The organism is Hyalangium versicolor (assembly GCF_020103695.1).
Classification (GTDB): domain Bacteria; phylum Myxococcota; class Myxococcia; order Myxococcales; family Myxococcaceae; genus Hyalangium; species Hyalangium versicolor.
This window is the reverse complement of record NZ_JAHXBF010000005.1, coordinates 269934-286207: the sequence shown is the minus strand read 5'-3', so window position 1 is coordinate 286207 and position 16274 is coordinate 269934. Positions and strand designations below refer to the sequence as shown.

At 69.3% G+C, this 16274-nt stretch carries 11 protein-coding genes; 6 read left to right on the top strand and 5 right to left on the bottom strand.

What is annotated here, in order from left to right; genetic code table 11:
* Positions 1 to 2: 2 nt before the first annotated feature.
* Both KY501_RS12775 and KY501_RS12770 read left to right on the top strand, forming a co-directional pair.
* Entirely contained in the window at positions 3 to 1400 is a 1398-nt protein-coding gene (locus KY501_RS12775) for a vWA domain-containing protein (protein ID WP_224363179.1), read from the top strand.
* A 10-nt stretch (positions 1401 to 1410) separates the two neighbouring features.
* Positions 1411 to 1908 (top strand): hypothetical protein, encoded by a 498-nt coding sequence (locus tag KY501_RS12770; protein WP_224363178.1) that lies wholly within the window; start codon positions 1411 to 1413, stop codon positions 1906 to 1908.
* A 119-nt stretch (positions 1909 to 2027) separates the two neighbouring features.
* Here KY501_RS12770 and KY501_RS12765 read toward each other — a convergent pair whose 3' ends face one another.
* The 5 genes from KY501_RS12765 to KY501_RS12745 are packed head-to-tail and all read right to left on the bottom strand — an operon-like array spanning position 2028 to position 12354.
* Entirely contained in the window at positions 2028 to 4061 is a 2034-nt protein-coding gene (locus KY501_RS12765) for a YehQ family protein (protein ID WP_224363175.1), read from the bottom strand.
* Positions 4058 to 5182 (bottom strand): VWA domain-containing protein, encoded by a 1125-nt coding sequence (locus KY501_RS12760; RefSeq protein WP_224363173.1) that lies wholly within the window; start codon positions 5180 to 5182, stop codon positions 4058 to 4060. The genes KY501_RS12765 and KY501_RS12760 overlap by 4 nt, the downstream gene beginning before the upstream one ends.
* Positions 5182 to 7488, bottom strand: a complete 2307-nt coding sequence (locus tag KY501_RS12755) for a DUF5682 family protein (RefSeq protein WP_224363171.1) — start codon at positions 7486 to 7488, stop codon at positions 5182 to 5184. Before KY501_RS12755 ends, KY501_RS12760 begins: the two co-directional genes overlap by 1 nt.
* A 9-nt stretch (positions 7489 to 7497) precedes the next feature.
* Complete coding sequence (locus KY501_RS12750) at positions 7498 to 8637, bottom strand: ATP-binding protein (RefSeq protein WP_224363169.1); 1140 nt, start codon at positions 8635 to 8637, stop codon at positions 7498 to 7500.
* 9 nt (positions 8638 to 8646) lie between these two features.
* Positions 8647 to 12354 (bottom strand): WGR and DUF4132 domain-containing protein, encoded by a 3708-nt coding sequence (locus KY501_RS12745; protein WP_224363167.1) that lies wholly within the window; start codon positions 12352 to 12354, stop codon positions 8647 to 8649.
* Positions 12355 to 12516: 162 nt separating this feature from the next.
* On the opposite strand from KY501_RS12745, the gene miaB reads away from it, so the two are divergent.
* The 4 genes from miaB to KY501_RS12725 all read left to right on the top strand — a co-directional run bounded on the left by miaB (position 12517) and on the right by KY501_RS12725 (position 16268).
* Complete coding sequence (gene miaB / locus KY501_RS12740) at positions 12517 to 13914, top strand: tRNA (N6-isopentenyl adenosine(37)-C2)-methylthiotransferase MiaB (RefSeq protein WP_224363166.1); 1398 nt, start codon at positions 12517 to 12519, stop codon at positions 13912 to 13914.
* Between the two features lie 74 nt (positions 13915 to 13988).
* Positions 13989 to 14459, top strand: coding sequence for a Crp/Fnr family transcriptional regulator (locus KY501_RS12735; protein ID WP_224363165.1), 471 nt, complete (start codon positions 13989 to 13991; stop codon positions 14457 to 14459).
* Between the two features lie 28 nt (positions 14460 to 14487).
* A complete protein-coding gene (locus tag KY501_RS12730) occupies positions 14488 to 15480 on the top strand; it encodes a hypothetical protein (protein ID WP_224363163.1) in 993 nt (330 codons plus the stop codon).
* 20 nt (positions 15481 to 15500) lie between these two features.
* Positions 15501 to 16268, top strand: a complete 768-nt coding sequence (locus KY501_RS12725) for a DedA family protein (RefSeq protein WP_224363159.1) — start codon at positions 15501 to 15503, stop codon at positions 16266 to 16268.
* Positions 16269 to 16274: the final 6 nt, after the last annotated feature.

Sequence of the window (16274 nt, the reverse complement as noted above, 5' to 3'; positions counted from 1 at the left end):
GCGTGGACGCCCGCATCGTCGAGTTCGCTGAGGTGCTCCGCCAGAACGGCGTGCGTGTGAGCACATCCGAGGTGCAGGACGCTCTGCGCGCCAGCTCCGAGGTCGGCTTGGGGGAGCGGGGTGTCTTCCGAGCCGTTTTGCGCACCACGCTCGTCAAGCGCGAGCTCGATGTGCCCGTGTTCAACCGCGCCTTCGACTTCTATTTCTCGGGCGCGGCGAGGACGTTCGAGGCGCTCGACAAGTCGCTTGCGAAGCAGATCGAGGAGGAGGGCTACCTCCAGGGCGACGAGCTGAAGATGGTGCTGTACCAGATGAACCTGCTCTTCCCCGAGATGTCCCCTCTGGCCAAGGCCATCGTGGAGGGGGATCGGGCGCGGCTGGCGCAGATCTTCCGGTCCGCGATGCTGCAGCTCGATCTGTCCCAGATGGAGACCGGCCTCCAGGCGGGGTTCTTCTCCCGGCGGTTGCTCGCGGGCGCAGGCATGGAGCGGGCTCGCTCGGACCTGAAGTCCCTGGAAGCGGAATTGGCCGCACGGGGCCTGTCCACGGATGGTATCGAGATCGTCTCCCGGTACGTCGCGGCCGCGATGCGCAAGATCGAGGACGCGGCCCGGCAGGAAGTGAAGCGTCAGGCCGAGGCACGGATCCGGCGGCGAACGGACTCGGTGACGGAGAAGCCTCTGCACCTGCTCACTCAGGCCGAGGTCGATCAGATGCAGGCCGCCGTGCGCACCCTGGCCGAGAAGCTCAAGAGCCGGCTCATCCGCAAGCAGCGCTCGCACCGGCGCGGGGCGCTTCACGTGCGCCGCACGCTGCGCCGGAACCTCCCGTGGGGTGGGGTGCCCATGGTGCCCCTGTTCCGCTCGCGCCGCCCCGAGCGCCCCGAGGTGGTCGTCCTCTGCGACGTCTCGGACTCGGTGCGCAACGCGGCTCGGATGATGCTGCTGTTCACGTACACGCTGCAGGAGCTGTTCGTGCGCGTGCGCTCCTTCGTCTTCGTCTCGGATGTGGGCGAGGTGACGCAGCTCTTCAAGGAGCAGGACGTCGATCAGGCCATCGATCTGGCCACCGCGGGCAAGGCCGTCTCGCTGAGCGCCAACTCGAACTATGGCCGGGCGCTGGCGGAGTTCGTCCGGGACCACCTGGGCAGCATCACCCGGCGCACCACGGTGATGATCATTGGAGACGGCCGCAACAACTACAACCCGAACAACGCCTGGGCGCTGAAGGACCTGCAGCGCAAGGCCAAGCGAGTGCTCTGGATCTGCCCCGAGGACCGTGGCAACTGGGGCATCGGGGACAGCGAGATGCTCACCTACGAGAAGCACTGCCACCAGGCGGTGGTGGTCAACTCGGTCAATGATCTCGCACGCATCGCTGACCAGCTCGTTCCCGCTTGAGGAGACCGACATGCCTTCGTTTTTCGACAACTGGAATGCCTCCGCCGACCCCGGAGTGCAGGCCGCGGATGACCGGACCCTGCGGCTCGCCTCGCACCCGTTCACCGAGCAGGAACTCGAAGGGCTGATCCGCTACCAGGAGACCTTCCTGTCCATCGCCGAGGCCAATCAGGGCCCTGACACGTTAGCCCGGGCCCACACGGAGGCACTGAAGGCCTCGGGCTTCTCAGACCCCCGGCATGTGGAAGCAGGGCAGGCCCTCCTCCGAGCCTTCTGCGGACAGCGCTGGGCCGTGAGCAAGCTCCGGGACAAGCTGAAGCAGCTCGAGTCCAAGGGCTCCGAGGCAGATGAACTCCGCGAACGTATCCGCGGCGAGATGGCCCGGCTGGAGCGGACCGATACCTTTGTCCGACGCTACGGTGAGGGACCGATCGCTCTTCTTCGGAAGTATGGGGAGAAGCTGCTGGCTCTCCACACCCGGATGACCCAGGTGCTCAGCAAGGGGTGAGTCTTCTCTTTCGTCGCGGTGCATTTCGTCATGTGGGCCCAGCAGAATCAGAGCCGGGTGAAGGAGGCTTGGGCCATGCTCCAGGATGCTGAACAGCTGAGTCCTGTGAGTGGGGGCCATCACGCGCCGAGCTGTTCGAGCCCCACCGTGACGCGGAGGGAAACATCGGCCCACGTTGTCGTGAGCGTTGCTTCCTCCGTGGCGCGTCCAGAGGCTCGCGCCGCATCGAGCCTCGTGCCGAGCGCTCCGAGATCGTCCGCCAGGCGCTTCATTCCGAGTTCGCGCACCCGTACCGCCACGGCCCCAAGCCGCGCCGTCCAGGCCGGGACGATGTGGCGCAAGCCCTGGTGCACCGCGTCCGCCAGGCAGCTCTCCACCTCGGCCAGGGCCGCTGGCAGCGGTGACAGGGGCGCTGCGTCCCCTGTCGCCCGCAGGGGAGCCGTTGCGATGGCGGATTGCACGTCGAGCACCAGCACCCCCGCCCCCTCGCAGGACAATGCCATGGGCTCGACAACGAGTCCTCGCGCCGTCCGCCGCACCTCGCCGGAGACGTAACGGAGCCGGCCGGGCTTCCCGGCGAGTCCCTCGGCGAGTGCATCCAGGGCCCCGGGCGCCACCTGGCGATGGGGCAGCTCGAGGAAGAAGCTGTGTCCACCCAGGTCCTCCAGCTCCGCCTGCACCGCTTGCGCGCCCGGTGAATAGGAAACGTCCACCACCCGGGAGACTGCGAAGGCATGCACGTTCTCGGCGAGCAGCCGGGGCCTCAGGAAACGCGGCGGTCTCGCACGCAGGGTGGCTTCCAACACGGAGACCTCTGTCACCAGGATCGGCGCCGGCAGCAGGCTCCAGTCTCCAGACTGTGGCGTCACCGAGGTGCGCTGGAGCCCTCGCGTGGAGAACACCACCAGCCGATTGGGCAGGCGCGTAGCCCCCGAAGTCACCACCTGCCCCCGCGCGAGCGCCTCGATCGTCGCACCGGGTGCGCCCTGCCGGCGGCCGAGCTCGGCGCCGTCCTCGGGGGTCTGCTGCTCCGCATAGGTGAAGGCCCGGCGCACCACGAGGAGCCCTCCCGTGGCAGGGTCCGCCAGCACCACCTCCGCGCGGCGCTCCCGGCCATCGGCATGGAGCCTCGCCCCGAGCGAGATGAGCCGCGCATAGTCGAGCTTCGTCTCCGGGGCCTCGTCCATTCCCAACACCGCGCGGGGAGGCACGGCTCCGCTCCTCCTCGCGGCACGGACGCGAGCGAAGAGCTCCGTCAGCGTGGCTGCGAGCTTCGTCGGCGCATAGCGGGCACCCCGGCCCACGTAGGTGCCGAGCAGATCCTCCAACTCCTCCAGCGCCGCGAGCGGCCAGGCCATCTTCGCCTCCGCCAGGCCCGAGCGCGCCACCGCAAAGCGTCCTGCCAGTCCGGTGCTGGCGTGCTGGGCTCCCTCCAAGAGGAGGAAACGAGCCAGATCGCTCGCTGCGTCCAGGGCAGGCCCACCCTCCGTTGCCGCGACATGCCTGGCGGCCACCTCGACGGTGAGCTCGCGGCCCGTGGCGTCCTTCGTGTCGGCGACGCGGAAGGCCCAGATGGCGAGCGGCAGGTGCTCGCAGGCCGTTCCCGTCGAGCAGTCGCAGCGCGCGTAGCCCACATCCCGAGGGACGAGGAAGCGCACCGTGCAGGTGGCGAGCGACACCATGGGCACGTCCTCGCCCACGAACGTTCCCCGGCGCACCTGGGCGAGGTACCCGCGCTCACGGAGGGCCTCGGCCCGCTCCAGCGAGCGGCGGGGGAGCAGCTCCGCCAGCACTTCGTCCGTTACCGAGCCCGGGGACCAGGGCAGCTCCTGGGAGGGCTCCTCGGCTGCGAAGGCCGCCGGGGTTGTGCTGCCTTGCTGGGCGTGCGCCGGGTAGGCCAGCGCCACGGCCACCCGGTGGCGGCACACGCCGGTGGCGTTGCACGTGCAGGGGCTGTCCTTCAGTCCCTTTCCCGGGACGAGCCGCGCCGTGTTCCCGTCCTCGAAGACGCCCACCACCGTTCCATCCGGCTGCTCCTCCAATCGAGGGCCCTTGCCTTGCTCCAGCTCCTTCTGTGCGCGCTTCACCAGCCCGAGGTTCGACAGGCTCGCGATGGCCTGCGGCGTGAGGGCGAGCAGGTCCGGGCGGCTCATGCGCGCACCTTTCCGGCGATCCAGGCCGCGAGCTCGCCGGGCGTCATGGCTCCCACGTGGGCGCCCACGTCCACCAGCCGCCGAGCCAGATCGCGGTCGTAGTTCGGAGTCGCATCGGGCTCGAGCGCCGCCAGGCCCAGCACCGTCGTCCCCTGCGCGCACAGCTCCTTCACCCGGCGCACGAGCAGCTCGGCGGACCCACCCTCATAGAAGTCGGTGATGAGGACCACGATGCTGCGCCGAGGCGCTTCAATCAGCCCCGCGCCGTAGCTCACCGCCTTGTGGATGTCCGTGCCGCCGCCGAGCTGCACCTTCATCAGCAACTCCACCGGGTCCGTCACGTCCCGGGTGAGATCCACCACGGAGGTGTCGAAGGCGATGAGGTGCGTTTGCATTCCCGGCAGCCCCCACAGGCAGGCCGCCGTCACCGCCGAGTGGATGACCGACGACACCATGCTCCCGGACTGGTCCACCAGAAGGATGATCTGCCAGCGATCCGTGTATCGCCGCGTGCGCGAGAAGAATGCGGCCCGCTCGATGGCGATCCGGCGCTCGGAGAGAGAGTAGCGGCGCAGATTCTCCCGGAGCGTCCGCCGGAAGTCGAAGTTGCGCGCCACCTTCAGCGGCGAGCGGCGGCGCCGGTCCAGCACTCCCGAGAACGTCTTGCGGACCTCCTTGCGCAGCCGCTCCATCAGCTCTCGCACCACCCTCTCCACGATGCGGCGGGCCACCGCCAGCACCTCGGGATTCATGAGGTGCTTGGTCCGCAGCACCGCGCGCAGCAGCGTCTCGCTGGGCTCCACCCGCGAGAGCACGTCGGCGCGCGTCACCACCTCCTCAATCTTGTAGCGCTCCACGGCGTCCTGCTCGAGCCGCTCGATGGTCTCCTTGGGAAAGAGGGAGTGGACCTCGTTGATCCACTCCGGGACGGTGAGCGCGGAGGGCCCCAGTCCACCGTGCCGCTCTCGGACGTCGCGCTCGGCGAGGTCTGCCTCGCGGCCGTAAAGCCAGGAGAGCGCCGCGTCCATTGCGCGGCCCTGTCCGTCCAGGCTGCCGCCCAGCGCTCCCTCCGCCGCTTCTCCGAGCACGAGGCGCCAGCGCGCCAGCGGGTCCAGCGCCATCACGCACCTCCCGCGGGCTCGAGCAATCCAAATCGGGCCAGCACCTGCTCCACCTCCTCGTCCAGCGCCGCCCCCGCCACGACGACCTGAGGGCTCACCTCCAGGCGCAACAGGGCTCGCGCGTCGGCCGGGTCCTTGCCGTGGAGCGACAGCACCGAGCGGGCGATGCCCTCCTTCTCTCGCGGAGGGAAGAAGCCGAAGGCGAGCCGCAGGGCCGGAAGCGCGATGAGGAAGTCATCCTGGGGCAGCTCGCGGAGCACCTCGTCTAGCGCGGCGGTGACGGGCTGCGCGCGTACCACCTGCTCGCGGGCCAGCAGGAACAGCCCAGCCAGGAAGTCGCCCAGGGTGGAGGGGAGCGCGGCGGCGCGGATGGCTCGCAAGGCCGCGGCCTCGGCGCTCGCCTCGTCGGAGAAGTGGGACAGGGACCAGAGTGCCCCGAGAGCGGCACCTCGCACGGCGGGCGGCGCGCGGACATCCGCCATGCTGCGCTCGAACACGGCGGTCGCATGCACTGCGTCGAGCGACAGGGCCCGGCCCGCGAAGCGCAGTGTGTCCCGCAACGCGGCCAGGGCCCGGAGCAACTGCTCGTCCGCCGGGAGGGCGGGCCCATCGAGCTGCTCGACGAGCCAGAGTCCCCGGTGGAAGGCAGCCACGATGATGGCGCCCACCTGCGTGGAGCCCTGAGCCCCGAGCAGCACGTCATGGCGCCAGAGGGACATCAACCGCCCCAGTGCCTGCCCCAACCGGGAGAGATCCGGCTCGCGCAGGGCCTGCGCGGCCACGGCCTCCAGGACGCGCTCGGCCAGCGTCTTCGCGCCGATGAAGAGGCTCTCCGCCAAGAGCAGCGCGAGCCGGCCCAGGTCAGGCCCCGCTTGCAGAAGGGATTCCTCCAAGCGGCCCGTGGCGGCCTGCTCCAGCGTGGGACCCCAGCCAGAGGCCTCGATGACCCGGGAGACGAAGTCCTCCGAGGGCGCCACCGTCCACGACTCGTGCAGCTCCGGCTCGGTGGGAAAGGTGGGGCCCTGGTCCCGGGTGAAGCCAGGGATGCCGAGCACCCGCAGCCGGTGCAAGGTCCGGCTGCGCTCCAGCTCCGCTGGCTCGCGCAGTTCCACGCGCACCTTCCGGGCTCGCGCGGTGGGCCGCAGATCCTGCGCGTCCAGGGCTCGCTCCACGTCGGCCAGCAGCGGGGGCCTCGGGGTGTGCTCGCTCAGCCGCCCCGTCCGTTCGCCCGAGAAGGCGCGCAGCACCTCGGCGAGGAGCGGGTCCGTGTCCGGGGAAAGGACTCCGCGCATCGTCCACGGCAGGGCCACGTCCAGCGCATCCTTCACCAGCGCCGCCGCCATTCCGTCGAGCAGGTCCGAGCGCGCCAGGCTCCGGTGTCCGCGCAGGCGGGCGAGTCCCTCGGCCATGACGGAGGCAGCGATCAGGTCCGCCGCGGAGACGTGCTGCCCCCGGCCGCGCAGCCGCTCGACGGCCACGCGGAGCATGTGCGCAGGCGCGTCCTCGGGGCCGAGCTCCCAGACGGCCTGGTAGAAGGTGGGGGAGGGCATGCCGGACTCGTAGCCGGTAAAGGAGTCCAGGCGGCGAAAGCTGTACGGGACGAGATAGCTGCGCGCGGAGGCATGGCGCGGAGGCTCGGGGAAGACGGCGCCCGGCTTGGGCTGGGCCCTCGCGAGCACGGGCGCGTGGAAGCCACCGCACACCACCACCACCGGCCCATCTTCCGCCGCCAGCGCGGCCTCTACGTGCGTCAGCATGAAGGCCTCGCGGAGCTGGTCGCGCTCGGAGGCTTCCTCTTCACTCCGCAGGGACTCGAAGTAGACGCGCAGCCGCTCCGCCAGCACGTCCAGTTCGCACGGTTGCTCAAAGAGGTGGTCCCACAGCGCGTCCATGCCCTCCAGGCCGAGCTTCTGGCAGAGCGCCTCGATGGCTCGTGCGGTGCGGCGCTCTCCATCGGAGTAGCGGTTGCGCACGCCGTGGAACGCCTTGTTCCAGGCGGGCAGGTCCATGAAGCGCACGAGCGCTCCGGCCGCGCTGCCCTGCGCGAGGGCCACCCACTCCGGAGAGTAGGAGCAGAACGGCGTCCACGAGGCATGAGCCCGCGCCTCGTCGCGGTAGCTGCTGAAGACGGCCAGGGGCAGCTCGTGCGGCAGCAGCAGCTCGTCCAGGCGGGCATTCATGTCCGCCGGTCCTTCGATGAGCACGTGGCGGGGCCGCACCGTCCGCAGCGTGTGCGCCACGAGCCGCGCGCACGCCGGGCTGTGGTGGCGCACACCGACGACATGGAGGCCCGGAGTGCCCTGCATGCCCACGCCTCAGCCTGGCAGGAGGTGGCGGGCCTCGTACAGGGCGCGCCATTGGGGGCCGGCGCGGCGCGCCACCCGTTGCTCCAGGTACGCGCGCAGGCGCTTGAGATCCTCGGGGCTATCCTTCGCCGCCGTCCCTGCCAGGCACTCCACGAGGTCCGCTGCCGAACCTCCGTCCCCCCGCAGGTAATAGCCGCGCACGCCCACCGCATGGGCCACGGACACGGCCTCCGCCGTGGAGAGCACCGCCGACAGCCGCTCCATCGCCTGGCCGTCGCTCGTCTCTCCCGCCCGCAGCTCGCGGAACGTGGTGACGAGCACCTCCAGCAGATCCTCCGAGGGCGTCACCGGCACACCCGAGCGCGCCAGCAGCCGCGCCGTCTCGTCGCGCACGAGCGCCAGCTCCGTGGAGAAGTCTCCAATGGGGAACACCGTCTCGAAGTTGAAGCGCCGCTTGAGGGCCGCGCTCATCTCGTTGACGCCCCGGTCCCGCGTGTTGGCCGTCGCGATGACGTTGAAGCCCTCCCGCGCGAAGATCATGGCGTCCTCGCCCCGCAGCTCCGGCACCGCCAGCACCCGGTCCGACAACATGGAGAGCAGCGAGTCCTGCACCTCCAGGGGGCAGCGCGTGATCTCCTCGAAGCGCACTACCTTGCCCTCCTTCATGCCCGTGTAGAGCGGGGCGGGCACGAGCGCCCGAGGCGTGGGGCCCTCGGCCACCAGGAGCGCGTAGTTCCACGAGTATTTGATCTGGTCCTCGGTCACGGATGCACCGCCCTGGATGGTCAGGGTGGAAGTGCCGGAGATGGCGGCGGCGAGCAGCTCGGACAGGAGGCTCTTGGCCGTACCCGGCTCACCCACGAGCATCAGCCCGCGGTGGGTGGCCAGCGTCACCATCGCCCGGTCCACGAGGCTCGGGTGGCCCACGAACTTGCGCCGCACGCCCAGCGCCTCGTCCCCGAGGATGAACCGCCGCACCGCCTGCAGGGAGAGGCTCCAGCCCGGAGGCCTCGGCGCACTGTCCGCGGCACGCAGCCGCTCCAGCTCCTCCGCGTGCAGCACCTCCGCCGGGGGGCGCTGGACGTCCTTCGCCGGGCCGCTGCCCTCGGGAAGGGGAGAGACCGCTGTCTTCTTCCGAGTTGTCACCATCGGCAGCTCCTAGGAGGGACGCAGCCCCTCGAGATCCCTCACCAGCTCGGAGAAGAGGATGGCGTCGAGTTCCCCGAGAGGGTGCCGGACCTCCTTTCCCCAGGTGTCCGGATCACGCATCACGACAACGCCGAGCGTCTGCTCGGGGGACTCGGAGAGCATGCCTGTGTAGAGGCCAGGGTCGAGCTCCAGCACGGCCATTCGGTCCGAGCCCAGAGCCTTCTCCATCCAGCCCACCACACCGGCATCCTGGGGAGGACCGCGCCGCCAGCCGCGCGTCTCCAGCCCGAGCACCTTGCCGGTGGGCACCTTCAGGCCCTTGACGCGCACCAGCTCCGTGCCTGCGCGCTCCTCCGCCGTCGGCACGGAGGTGGGGCGGCCCAACTGCGGGAAGGGCTGGAGGAGCTGGTAGTCCGCGAAGATCTGTCCCCAGGCGCCGGCCGTCTTCTCGTCGAGCTCCAGCGGGTGCGGGAGGCCAACCTGTGCACCCTCGGGTAGCATCCACGTGTCCTCGTGGAGATCCGCGAAGGTTCGGTCCTCGGCCACGCGGAAGGTAGCGGCGAGCCTCCCGTCCTCCGTGTAGACGCCCCACACGAGGCGGCGCACCACGTGGATGAGCAGCGGGTGCTCGACGAAGAACTGGCGGAACGCCTCCGCGCTCCAGCGGCGCCGCGCGCACATGGCCAGCTCCAGCCGAAGCACCTGGGTGCTGGCAGCCACCTTCGCGTCCTTCTTGAGGGCCTTCCAGAGCTCCTCGGCGGCATGGGCCTTCTCGGCGTCATCCTTCTTCGTGGGCTTGGGCAGATCCTTGAGGCGCGCGCCCGAGGCGTCCTTCACGAAAGGCTTGAGCTGCTCATCAAAGCCCACGGTGAAGGTGCGCTCGCCGAAGTCCAGGGACAGAGAGCCGCTCTCGTCGAGCCCGAGGTCCGGAACGAGCCGGTCGGCGAGCTCATCGCGCGTCAGGCCTCGGGTCTCGGCAATCTGGGCAATCTTCTCCCGGGCCTTCTCCTGCAAGCCCTTGAACTTCACCTTCTCGGCGATGCCATTGAGGTAGATGAGCGTGACGTCCGTGCCGATGGTGGCAAGCAGGTCCAATCCTGTCACCGCGCGAGCGTGGGCCGACTCACCGGGCCACTGGCGAATAAGCGGCGCGAGCTTCCGCGCGCACTCGTCATCCCCGAAGAAGCCGAGCGCCTGAAACGCCCAGCCCGCCTTGCCCGGGGCGCCGGCCACCATCCACGCCTCGAAGAGATCCCAGGCAAAGCGGGCGAGGCTCGAGGGCTCGCACGCAGCCTTCACCTGCTCGATGCCGGCATAGGGCTCCTCCAGGGAAGAGAAGGAGAGCATCGTCCCGAGCGCCTCGATGGAGGACAGCGGGAGCCGCGCGGAGCGATCGGCGAGCAGCGGCCTGGACAGGGCCACCGGGGAGAAGAAGTCGGGCAGCGTCGGCCGATCCTGTGGGAAGAGCTGGAGCGGGTCGAACGCGAGCACCTGGGCGATGGCCTCGCGCACCCGCGGCGAGACGCGTCCGGCCAGATCGAGCACGGTGGCCTCGTGCCCGCTGGCGGCGAGCAGTCGCAGCGCGGCACAGGCGGCGTCCTTGGCCTTGCAGGGCTTGCCCAGTGCGACCGGAAGGAGCCCGGCGGCGGCGTGCTGGGGGTGGCGCAACAGCCACGCGCGAGCAAGGGGACGGGTCTTCTTGGTGCCCACGAGCGCCTCCGCCACCTGCGGGGCGATCCGCGAGACGCCGAACGGCATCAGCAGGCGGTACAGCTCTCCTCTCTTGGCGGTGACGTACTTGAGGAGCGGGGGAGCGGCCGCGAGTCCGAAGCGCGCGGCGATGGCGGGAAGCCACGTCTCATCCGCTCGGTCCCGGGACTGGAAGTACGCAAGGTGCTGGAGGGCAAGGTCCTCGGGGGCAAAGATGAAGAAGCTCGCCTGAGGCAGTGCCGTCTGCGGGGGCAGGTTGCGGGCCTCGTGCCACTGCTCGGGGGTGTAGGTGGAGTAATACTGCCCGTAGTGCTCCCAGCCCTTCTCACGAGACCATGCCTCGCGCTCTCCTGGGTTCCACTCGAGGGTGTCGGGGAGCTCGGGCGGCTTCACGCCGTCGAGAACAGGGATGACGGTGGGCGACTGCTCCACCAGCCAGGGTGGGGAGGCGAGCACGGGCGGAAGCTGGTCGGCCCGAGCGTCGGGAACGTCGGGGCCAGCAGACACGGCCAGGAGGCTGGAGACGAACTTGCGAGCATCCTCGGACAGCGCGGGCAGTTCGGCCTGCACGGCGTCGGAGGCACGGCGCACGAACGTGGTGAGCACCACGCGCGGAGCCTCCGCTGCCTTGCCCCGCTGGGTGGCCCGGGGCACCAGCACTCGCAGGGCGCGGGCGGGCCAGCGGAGGGCCATCTCCAGGACGAAGGGCAGCACCTCCTTCTCGGAGAGGTGCTCGCACAGGAGTTCCATCGCCTCATCCGCGTTGACGATGGAGACGATCTCCGCCCAGTTTCGCCGTCCCTCGGCGGAGGAGTACTGCTGCCCGGCCAGGCTCCGCAGGAGCAGGAGGGAGTCCACGCCAACGCCTTCCAGGAGCGAAGGCAGATAGTCCTGCGAGGAGGAGCCACCGAGCATGTAGGCGCCCGAGACATGGGGCGCCACGAGGCTGAGCGTGTCCCGGTCCGAGATCGAGCAGAGGAACAGCGGACTCCTATAGGAGGGCGAGCCCGCGAAGGCCTGGGCCTCGGTGCGGCCCCAGGTGGCCTCGGTGGGGAAGAGGAAGGCTGCGCCGAGGCGCTGATCATCCGTGGCCTGGGCCAGGAGCGCTGCGGCGGCGTCTCGAGCGGCCGCGTAGCCGGCGTCATCGGCTTGCGTGGCGAGCAGGGCGCGCAGCCGGGGCAGGCCGCGCAACTCCCCCCGGCTCAGGTGGCTATACCCGTGCGTGTGCTGACTGGAGGGGAGCACCCAGGCCGCGGACGCGTTCTCGAGCAGCATCCCCTCTGACAGGAGCACGGCTTGCGTTGCATGGACAGGTCCTCCCAGGGAGAACAGCAGGTCGATGACGGGCTCGACGTCGGCCTTGTCGTGCCAGGTCCGTGGGTACTGCAGGACGGACAGAAAGGTCAGGAGGACGGCGTCCTCCTCAGGTGTCCCGATCGAGGGCTCGCTCCGGGACAGCCGCGACGCAGCGGCCACCGTCTGCGCGGCGAGCTCGCCCTGTCTGGCAGTGGGCTCGCTCGAGTTCAGGACAGACCTCCCGAACAGCTGCTTCACCGAGGCCCACGCCTCCTGCAAAGAGGGGAGGGGACGGACAGGAACCTGCATTCCGCCTCGTCGCGGGTGCACGCGCCGCACGAGGGAGTCGCTCCAGAAGATGGGCTGCTGGGAGTTGATCGGCGCGGGGGAGGCAGGCGTGGGAGCAGGGGCAGGGACCGGAGGGCTCTTCACCTCTACTTCGGCGGGGCTGGCCGGCGGGGGCGAGGCGGTAGCAGGTATGGCGGCTGCCCCGGTGTAGGTGGCACCACCCACCTCGGTGTAGCCCTTCTTCTGTTTCTCGGCGACGAGCTTGTCGTGCTCGGCCTGGGCCTTCAGGGCGTTGGCGAACGACTTCTGCTGGCTCTGCCCCTGGGTGCCCATGCGACCCCAGCGCACCGTGAACCCGGTGTCCTGAAGGTCAATCTCCCAGAACTTCTTCGACGAGCCCTCAGTGAACTCGAAGCGCCGCATGTCTCGGTCTCCTTTGCGGGGCCGGACAGTAGCTTGCTCGCCCTCCGGAATTCGAGGCATGCGCCGGGCCGTCCCCCGGCAACGGGCCGCGTCATACCGATTGCGGATTGCATTCCGCCGCCCGGCGTCGCATAAGAACCGGTTTTTCAACGGGAAAAGTTCATGAAGCGCTACTTCATCCACACCTTCGGCTGCCAGATGAACGTCAACGACTCGCTCCGCATGAGCGAAGTCCTGGCGAAGCTCTCGTACTCGCCGACGCCCACCCCGGATGACGCAGACCTCATCATCCTCAACACCTGCGCCATCCGCGAGAAGGCCGAGGACAAGATGCTCTCGGCGCTCGGACGCTACCGGCCCGTCAAGGTCAGTCGCGGCGCCCTCATCGGTGTGGGTGGCTGCGTCGCCCAGCAGGAAAAGGACCGCCTCATCAAGAAGGTCCCCTACGTGGACTTCGTCTTCGGCCCCGACAACATCGGCAAGCTGCCGGAGATCATCTCCCGCGTGGAGCAGGAGCGCGAGCGCGTCGTGGAGACGGCCTTCGTCGACTCCGAGGAGTACGTCTTCCCCCGCGCCAACGCGGAGACTTCGCGCGGCAAGGTGACCGAGTTCGTCACCGTCATGAAGGGCTGTGACAACGTCTGCTCCTTCTGCGTCGTCCCTCACACCCGCGGCCGCGAGGTCAGCCGCGCGTTCCCGGACGTGCTCACCGAGGTGGCCGACCTGGCCCAAGTGGGCGTGCGTGAAGTCACCCTGATCGGCCAGAACGTCAACTCCTACAAGGGCGGCATCAGCTTCGCCCAGCTCCTCCTGCGCACCGCCGAGGTGCCCGGCATCGAGCGCGTGCGCTTCACCACCAGCCACCCGCACGATCTCTCCGACGAGCTCATCGACGCCTTCCGCACCCAGCCGAAGATTGCTCCCCACTTCCACCTGCCCGTGCAGAGCGGCGCTGACCGCATCCTCAAGATGATGCGCCGCGACTACACCGTGGAGCAGTACCTGGAGCGGCTCGAGAAGCTCCGCGCGGCCCGGCCCGGCATCGCCGTCACCACCGACATCATCGTCGGCTTCCCCGGCGAGACGGATGAAGAGTTCGAGCTGACGATGCAGCTCACCGAGAAGGTCCGCTACGAGAACCAGTTCTCCTTCATCTACAGCCCCCGCCCCAAGACGGGCGCCGCCCTGCGCGAGAAGGACTGGGGCTCCGTACCCCACGAGGTGAAAATCGCCCGCCTCGAGCGCCTCCAGAAGCTCCAGCGGAAGATCTGCGGCGAGATCACCACCACCCAGGTAGGCCTCGAAGTGGAAGTGCTGGTCGAGGGTCACTCCAAGTATGACTCCGCCAAGCGTTTCGGCCGGACCCCCGAGAACCGGACCGTCAACTTCGACGGAGACGCCCCCGCCGGTGCCCTGGTGAAGGTCCTCATCGAGCGCGCCACCCCCAACCAGCTCATGGGCCGACAGACCGTGGTGGTGATGGCTCCTACCGTGGCGCCTCCGCCGGCCGAGGCCTTGGCAGGGGTCCAGCCTGACCGGTTTCCTCTCGTAGTGTCGTAAGGGGAGGCCGTTGGCTCCCCCGGAGGGTGATGCAAAACTGACGTGAGACGGTAGGACGTGGTAGGAGCAGTCCCATGGCCATCGTGCCCGAGACAGTGCTGAAGGCGTGCCCCATCTTCAAGGGGTTCACCGACACTGGCATCGCGATCTTCGCCAGCATCGCCGTCCCGCGCGCCTTCCCGAAGGGCACCCAGCTGTTCGTCGAGGGCAAGAAGGGCGAATCGCTGCTGATCGTCGGTGAGGGCATGGTGCGCCTGAGCGCCAAGAATCAGGCCGGTGAGGAAGTAAACCTCGGGGATGTGCTCTCGGGTGAGCCACTCGGAGAGCTGGCGCTGGTGCAGATCGGCGAGCGGCTGTGCACCGCCACCGCCATGAACGATGTGTCCGCGCTGGAGATCCGTCACGCGGACTTCCAGAAGCTCCTCATCCAGAAGCCCCAGGCCTGCGTGAAGCTGCTCATGGGCATCGTCACGTACTTCGGCCAGAAGGCGCGCGACAACCGCGAGATGCTCCGCATGCTCGTCGGAAAGGCCCCTGCCGCCTGAGTCCCCCGTGCTAGCCTGAACGCCGCTCATGCGTGCGTGCGCCCAGGTGATCACCGTGCTGCTGGCCCTCGGGGCCCCCCTGGCGCATGCCGAGTCGGACTGGTTCGCCAGCGTCTACACGCCCGCGGGTGTGGAACTCCGGGCCGATGCGCGTGTCTTCACGCTCTTCTCCCTGCTCAACCGCGCTGGCTACGACGCAGGCCCCGTGCGCCGCATGGCCCCCGTCCCCGCCTACCGCTATCCGGCCGCTCGCGTGCGTGTCCGTGAGGCCCTGGCGAGCGCCGATGCCGCCGTGCTCCAGCGCGCCCAGGCCTTCTTCGACACCCACCCGCTGCCGCTCGAGCGCTACCTGGCCCTCGCCGTCCGCATGGAGGACGAGGCCGATGTCCCCGCCGAGCTCCGCGAGTTGGAGGGGCTCGAGGCCCTGCTCGATCTCGTGGACTCGAAGTGGCCCGTCCCTGTCCTCCGAGCCGATACGTTCGACGACTACCGATCAGTGATGCGCTCCTACCTTGCCGTCCTGGATGCGCCGCTCCAACGTGCCCAGCGTCTGCTCCGCGTTCCAGAAAGCGGGCCGGGCGTCCGGGTGGTGGTTAATCTGCTCGGAGAGGAAGGGTGGGTGCGAGGCTTCCGCACCGGGACAGGGGTGGCGCTGGTGGTAGGTCCAGGTAAGACGCCTGAGCTGGAGCGAGCGCTCTCGGAGTACGCTCGGCTGATGCTCCCCACCCGGGTGAGCGAGCAAGCCCAGGCACGGTGGGCAGCAGGGCCGGCGCTCTTGAAGGAGGCGCAAGGGCTGGGGGTTCGGGAGGCGACGGTGGGGGAGTACGCGGTGGCGCTGCTGAGCCGGGCGCTGGCGCTGGCTGCCCTGGAAGCTCCGGAGGCGGCCTACGAGGCGGCAACTCGAGAGGGCTACTTCGGGCTGAAGGCGCTGGCTGGGAGTTTTGGAGACCCGCGCCCGGTTGATGGCTGGGTGCTGGAGGGGCTGGCTCGGGTAGGTACCGGGCATGCGCCTCGGAAGTGAACGAGAGCCAAGGACGAAGCGTGGAAGAGTTACTCACCAATCTGCTGAGCAATACCCACGGATTCATTGCCTACGCGACGGTCTTCTGTGTCCTCCTGGCGTGCGGGCTTGGCGTTCCGCTCCCCGAGGACATCTCGCTGATCCTCGGCGGCTTCCTGGCGCACAAGGGCGCCGCGAGCCTGCCCATCATGATGGCCGTGGGCTTCGCGGGCATCCTCGCGGGTGACAGCCTCATCTTCCACTTCGGCCGCAAGCTGGGCGGCAATGTGGGGCGCAAGCAGGGCGGCTTCTTCGCGCGCATCATCACCCCCGAGAAACGCGCCAAGGTCGAAGGCCTGTTCGAGAAGCACGGGCAGAAGATCGTGATGATTGCCCGCTTCATGCCGGGCGTTCGCGCGGTGACGTACTTCACCGCGGGCTCGGTGGGCATGTCCTACTGGCGCTTCATCCTCTGGGATGGGCTGGCCGCGCTCCTGTCCGCGCCGCTGTTCGTCTTCCTCGGCTTCCACTTTGGCAGCGAGCTGGACTACCTGATCGATCAGCTCAAGAGGAGCCAGACCGCGGTGCTGGTCGTCCTGGCCGTTATCGGCGTCGGGTGGTTCGTGTGGAGTCGCCGCCGGGCCGCGGTGGCGGCTCGGGCTGCGGCGGCGGAGGCTCTGCAGCAGGCGGCCGTGGTGCCCGTCATCCCCCAGGATGGCGGGAAGGCCGATTCCCATTCGCCGTTCCTGGACGCCGCGGAGAACCAGGTCGTCGCTGGCCACTCCCACGCTTCGGAGCTGCAGAAGTAGCCGACT

Coding starts and splice junctions, on each gene's coding strand:
- KY501_RS12730 (WP_224363163.1), top strand. CDS start 14,488: ATGCGTGCGTGCGCCCAGGTGATCACCGTGCTGCTGGCCCTCGGGGCC.
- KY501_RS12735 (WP_224363165.1), top strand. CDS start 13,989: ATGGCCATCGTGCCCGAGACAGTGCTGAAGGCGTGCCCCATCTTCAAG.
- KY501_RS12745 (WP_224363167.1), bottom strand. CDS start 12,354: ATGCGGCGCTTCGAGTTCACTGAGGGCTCGTCGAAGAAGTTCTGGGAG.
- KY501_RS12760 (WP_224363173.1), bottom strand. CDS start 5,182: ATGGCGCTGGACCCGCTGGCGCGCTGGCGCCTCGTGCTCGGAGAAGCG.
- KY501_RS12765 (WP_224363175.1), bottom strand. CDS start 4,061: ATGAGCCGCCCGGACCTGCTCGCCCTCACGCCGCAGGCCATCGCGAGC.
- KY501_RS12755 (WP_224363171.1), bottom strand. CDS start 7,488: ATGCAGGGCACTCCGGGCCTCCATGTCGTCGGTGTGCGCCACCACAGC.
- KY501_RS12770 (WP_224363178.1), top strand. CDS start 1,411: ATGCCTTCGTTTTTCGACAACTGGAATGCCTCCGCCGACCCCGGAGTG.
- KY501_RS12750 (WP_224363169.1), bottom strand. CDS start 8,637: ATGGTGACAACTCGGAAGAAGACAGCGGTCTCTCCCCTTCCCGAGGGC.
- miaB (WP_224363166.1), top strand. CDS start 12,517: ATGAAGCGCTACTTCATCCACACCTTCGGCTGCCAGATGAACGTCAAC.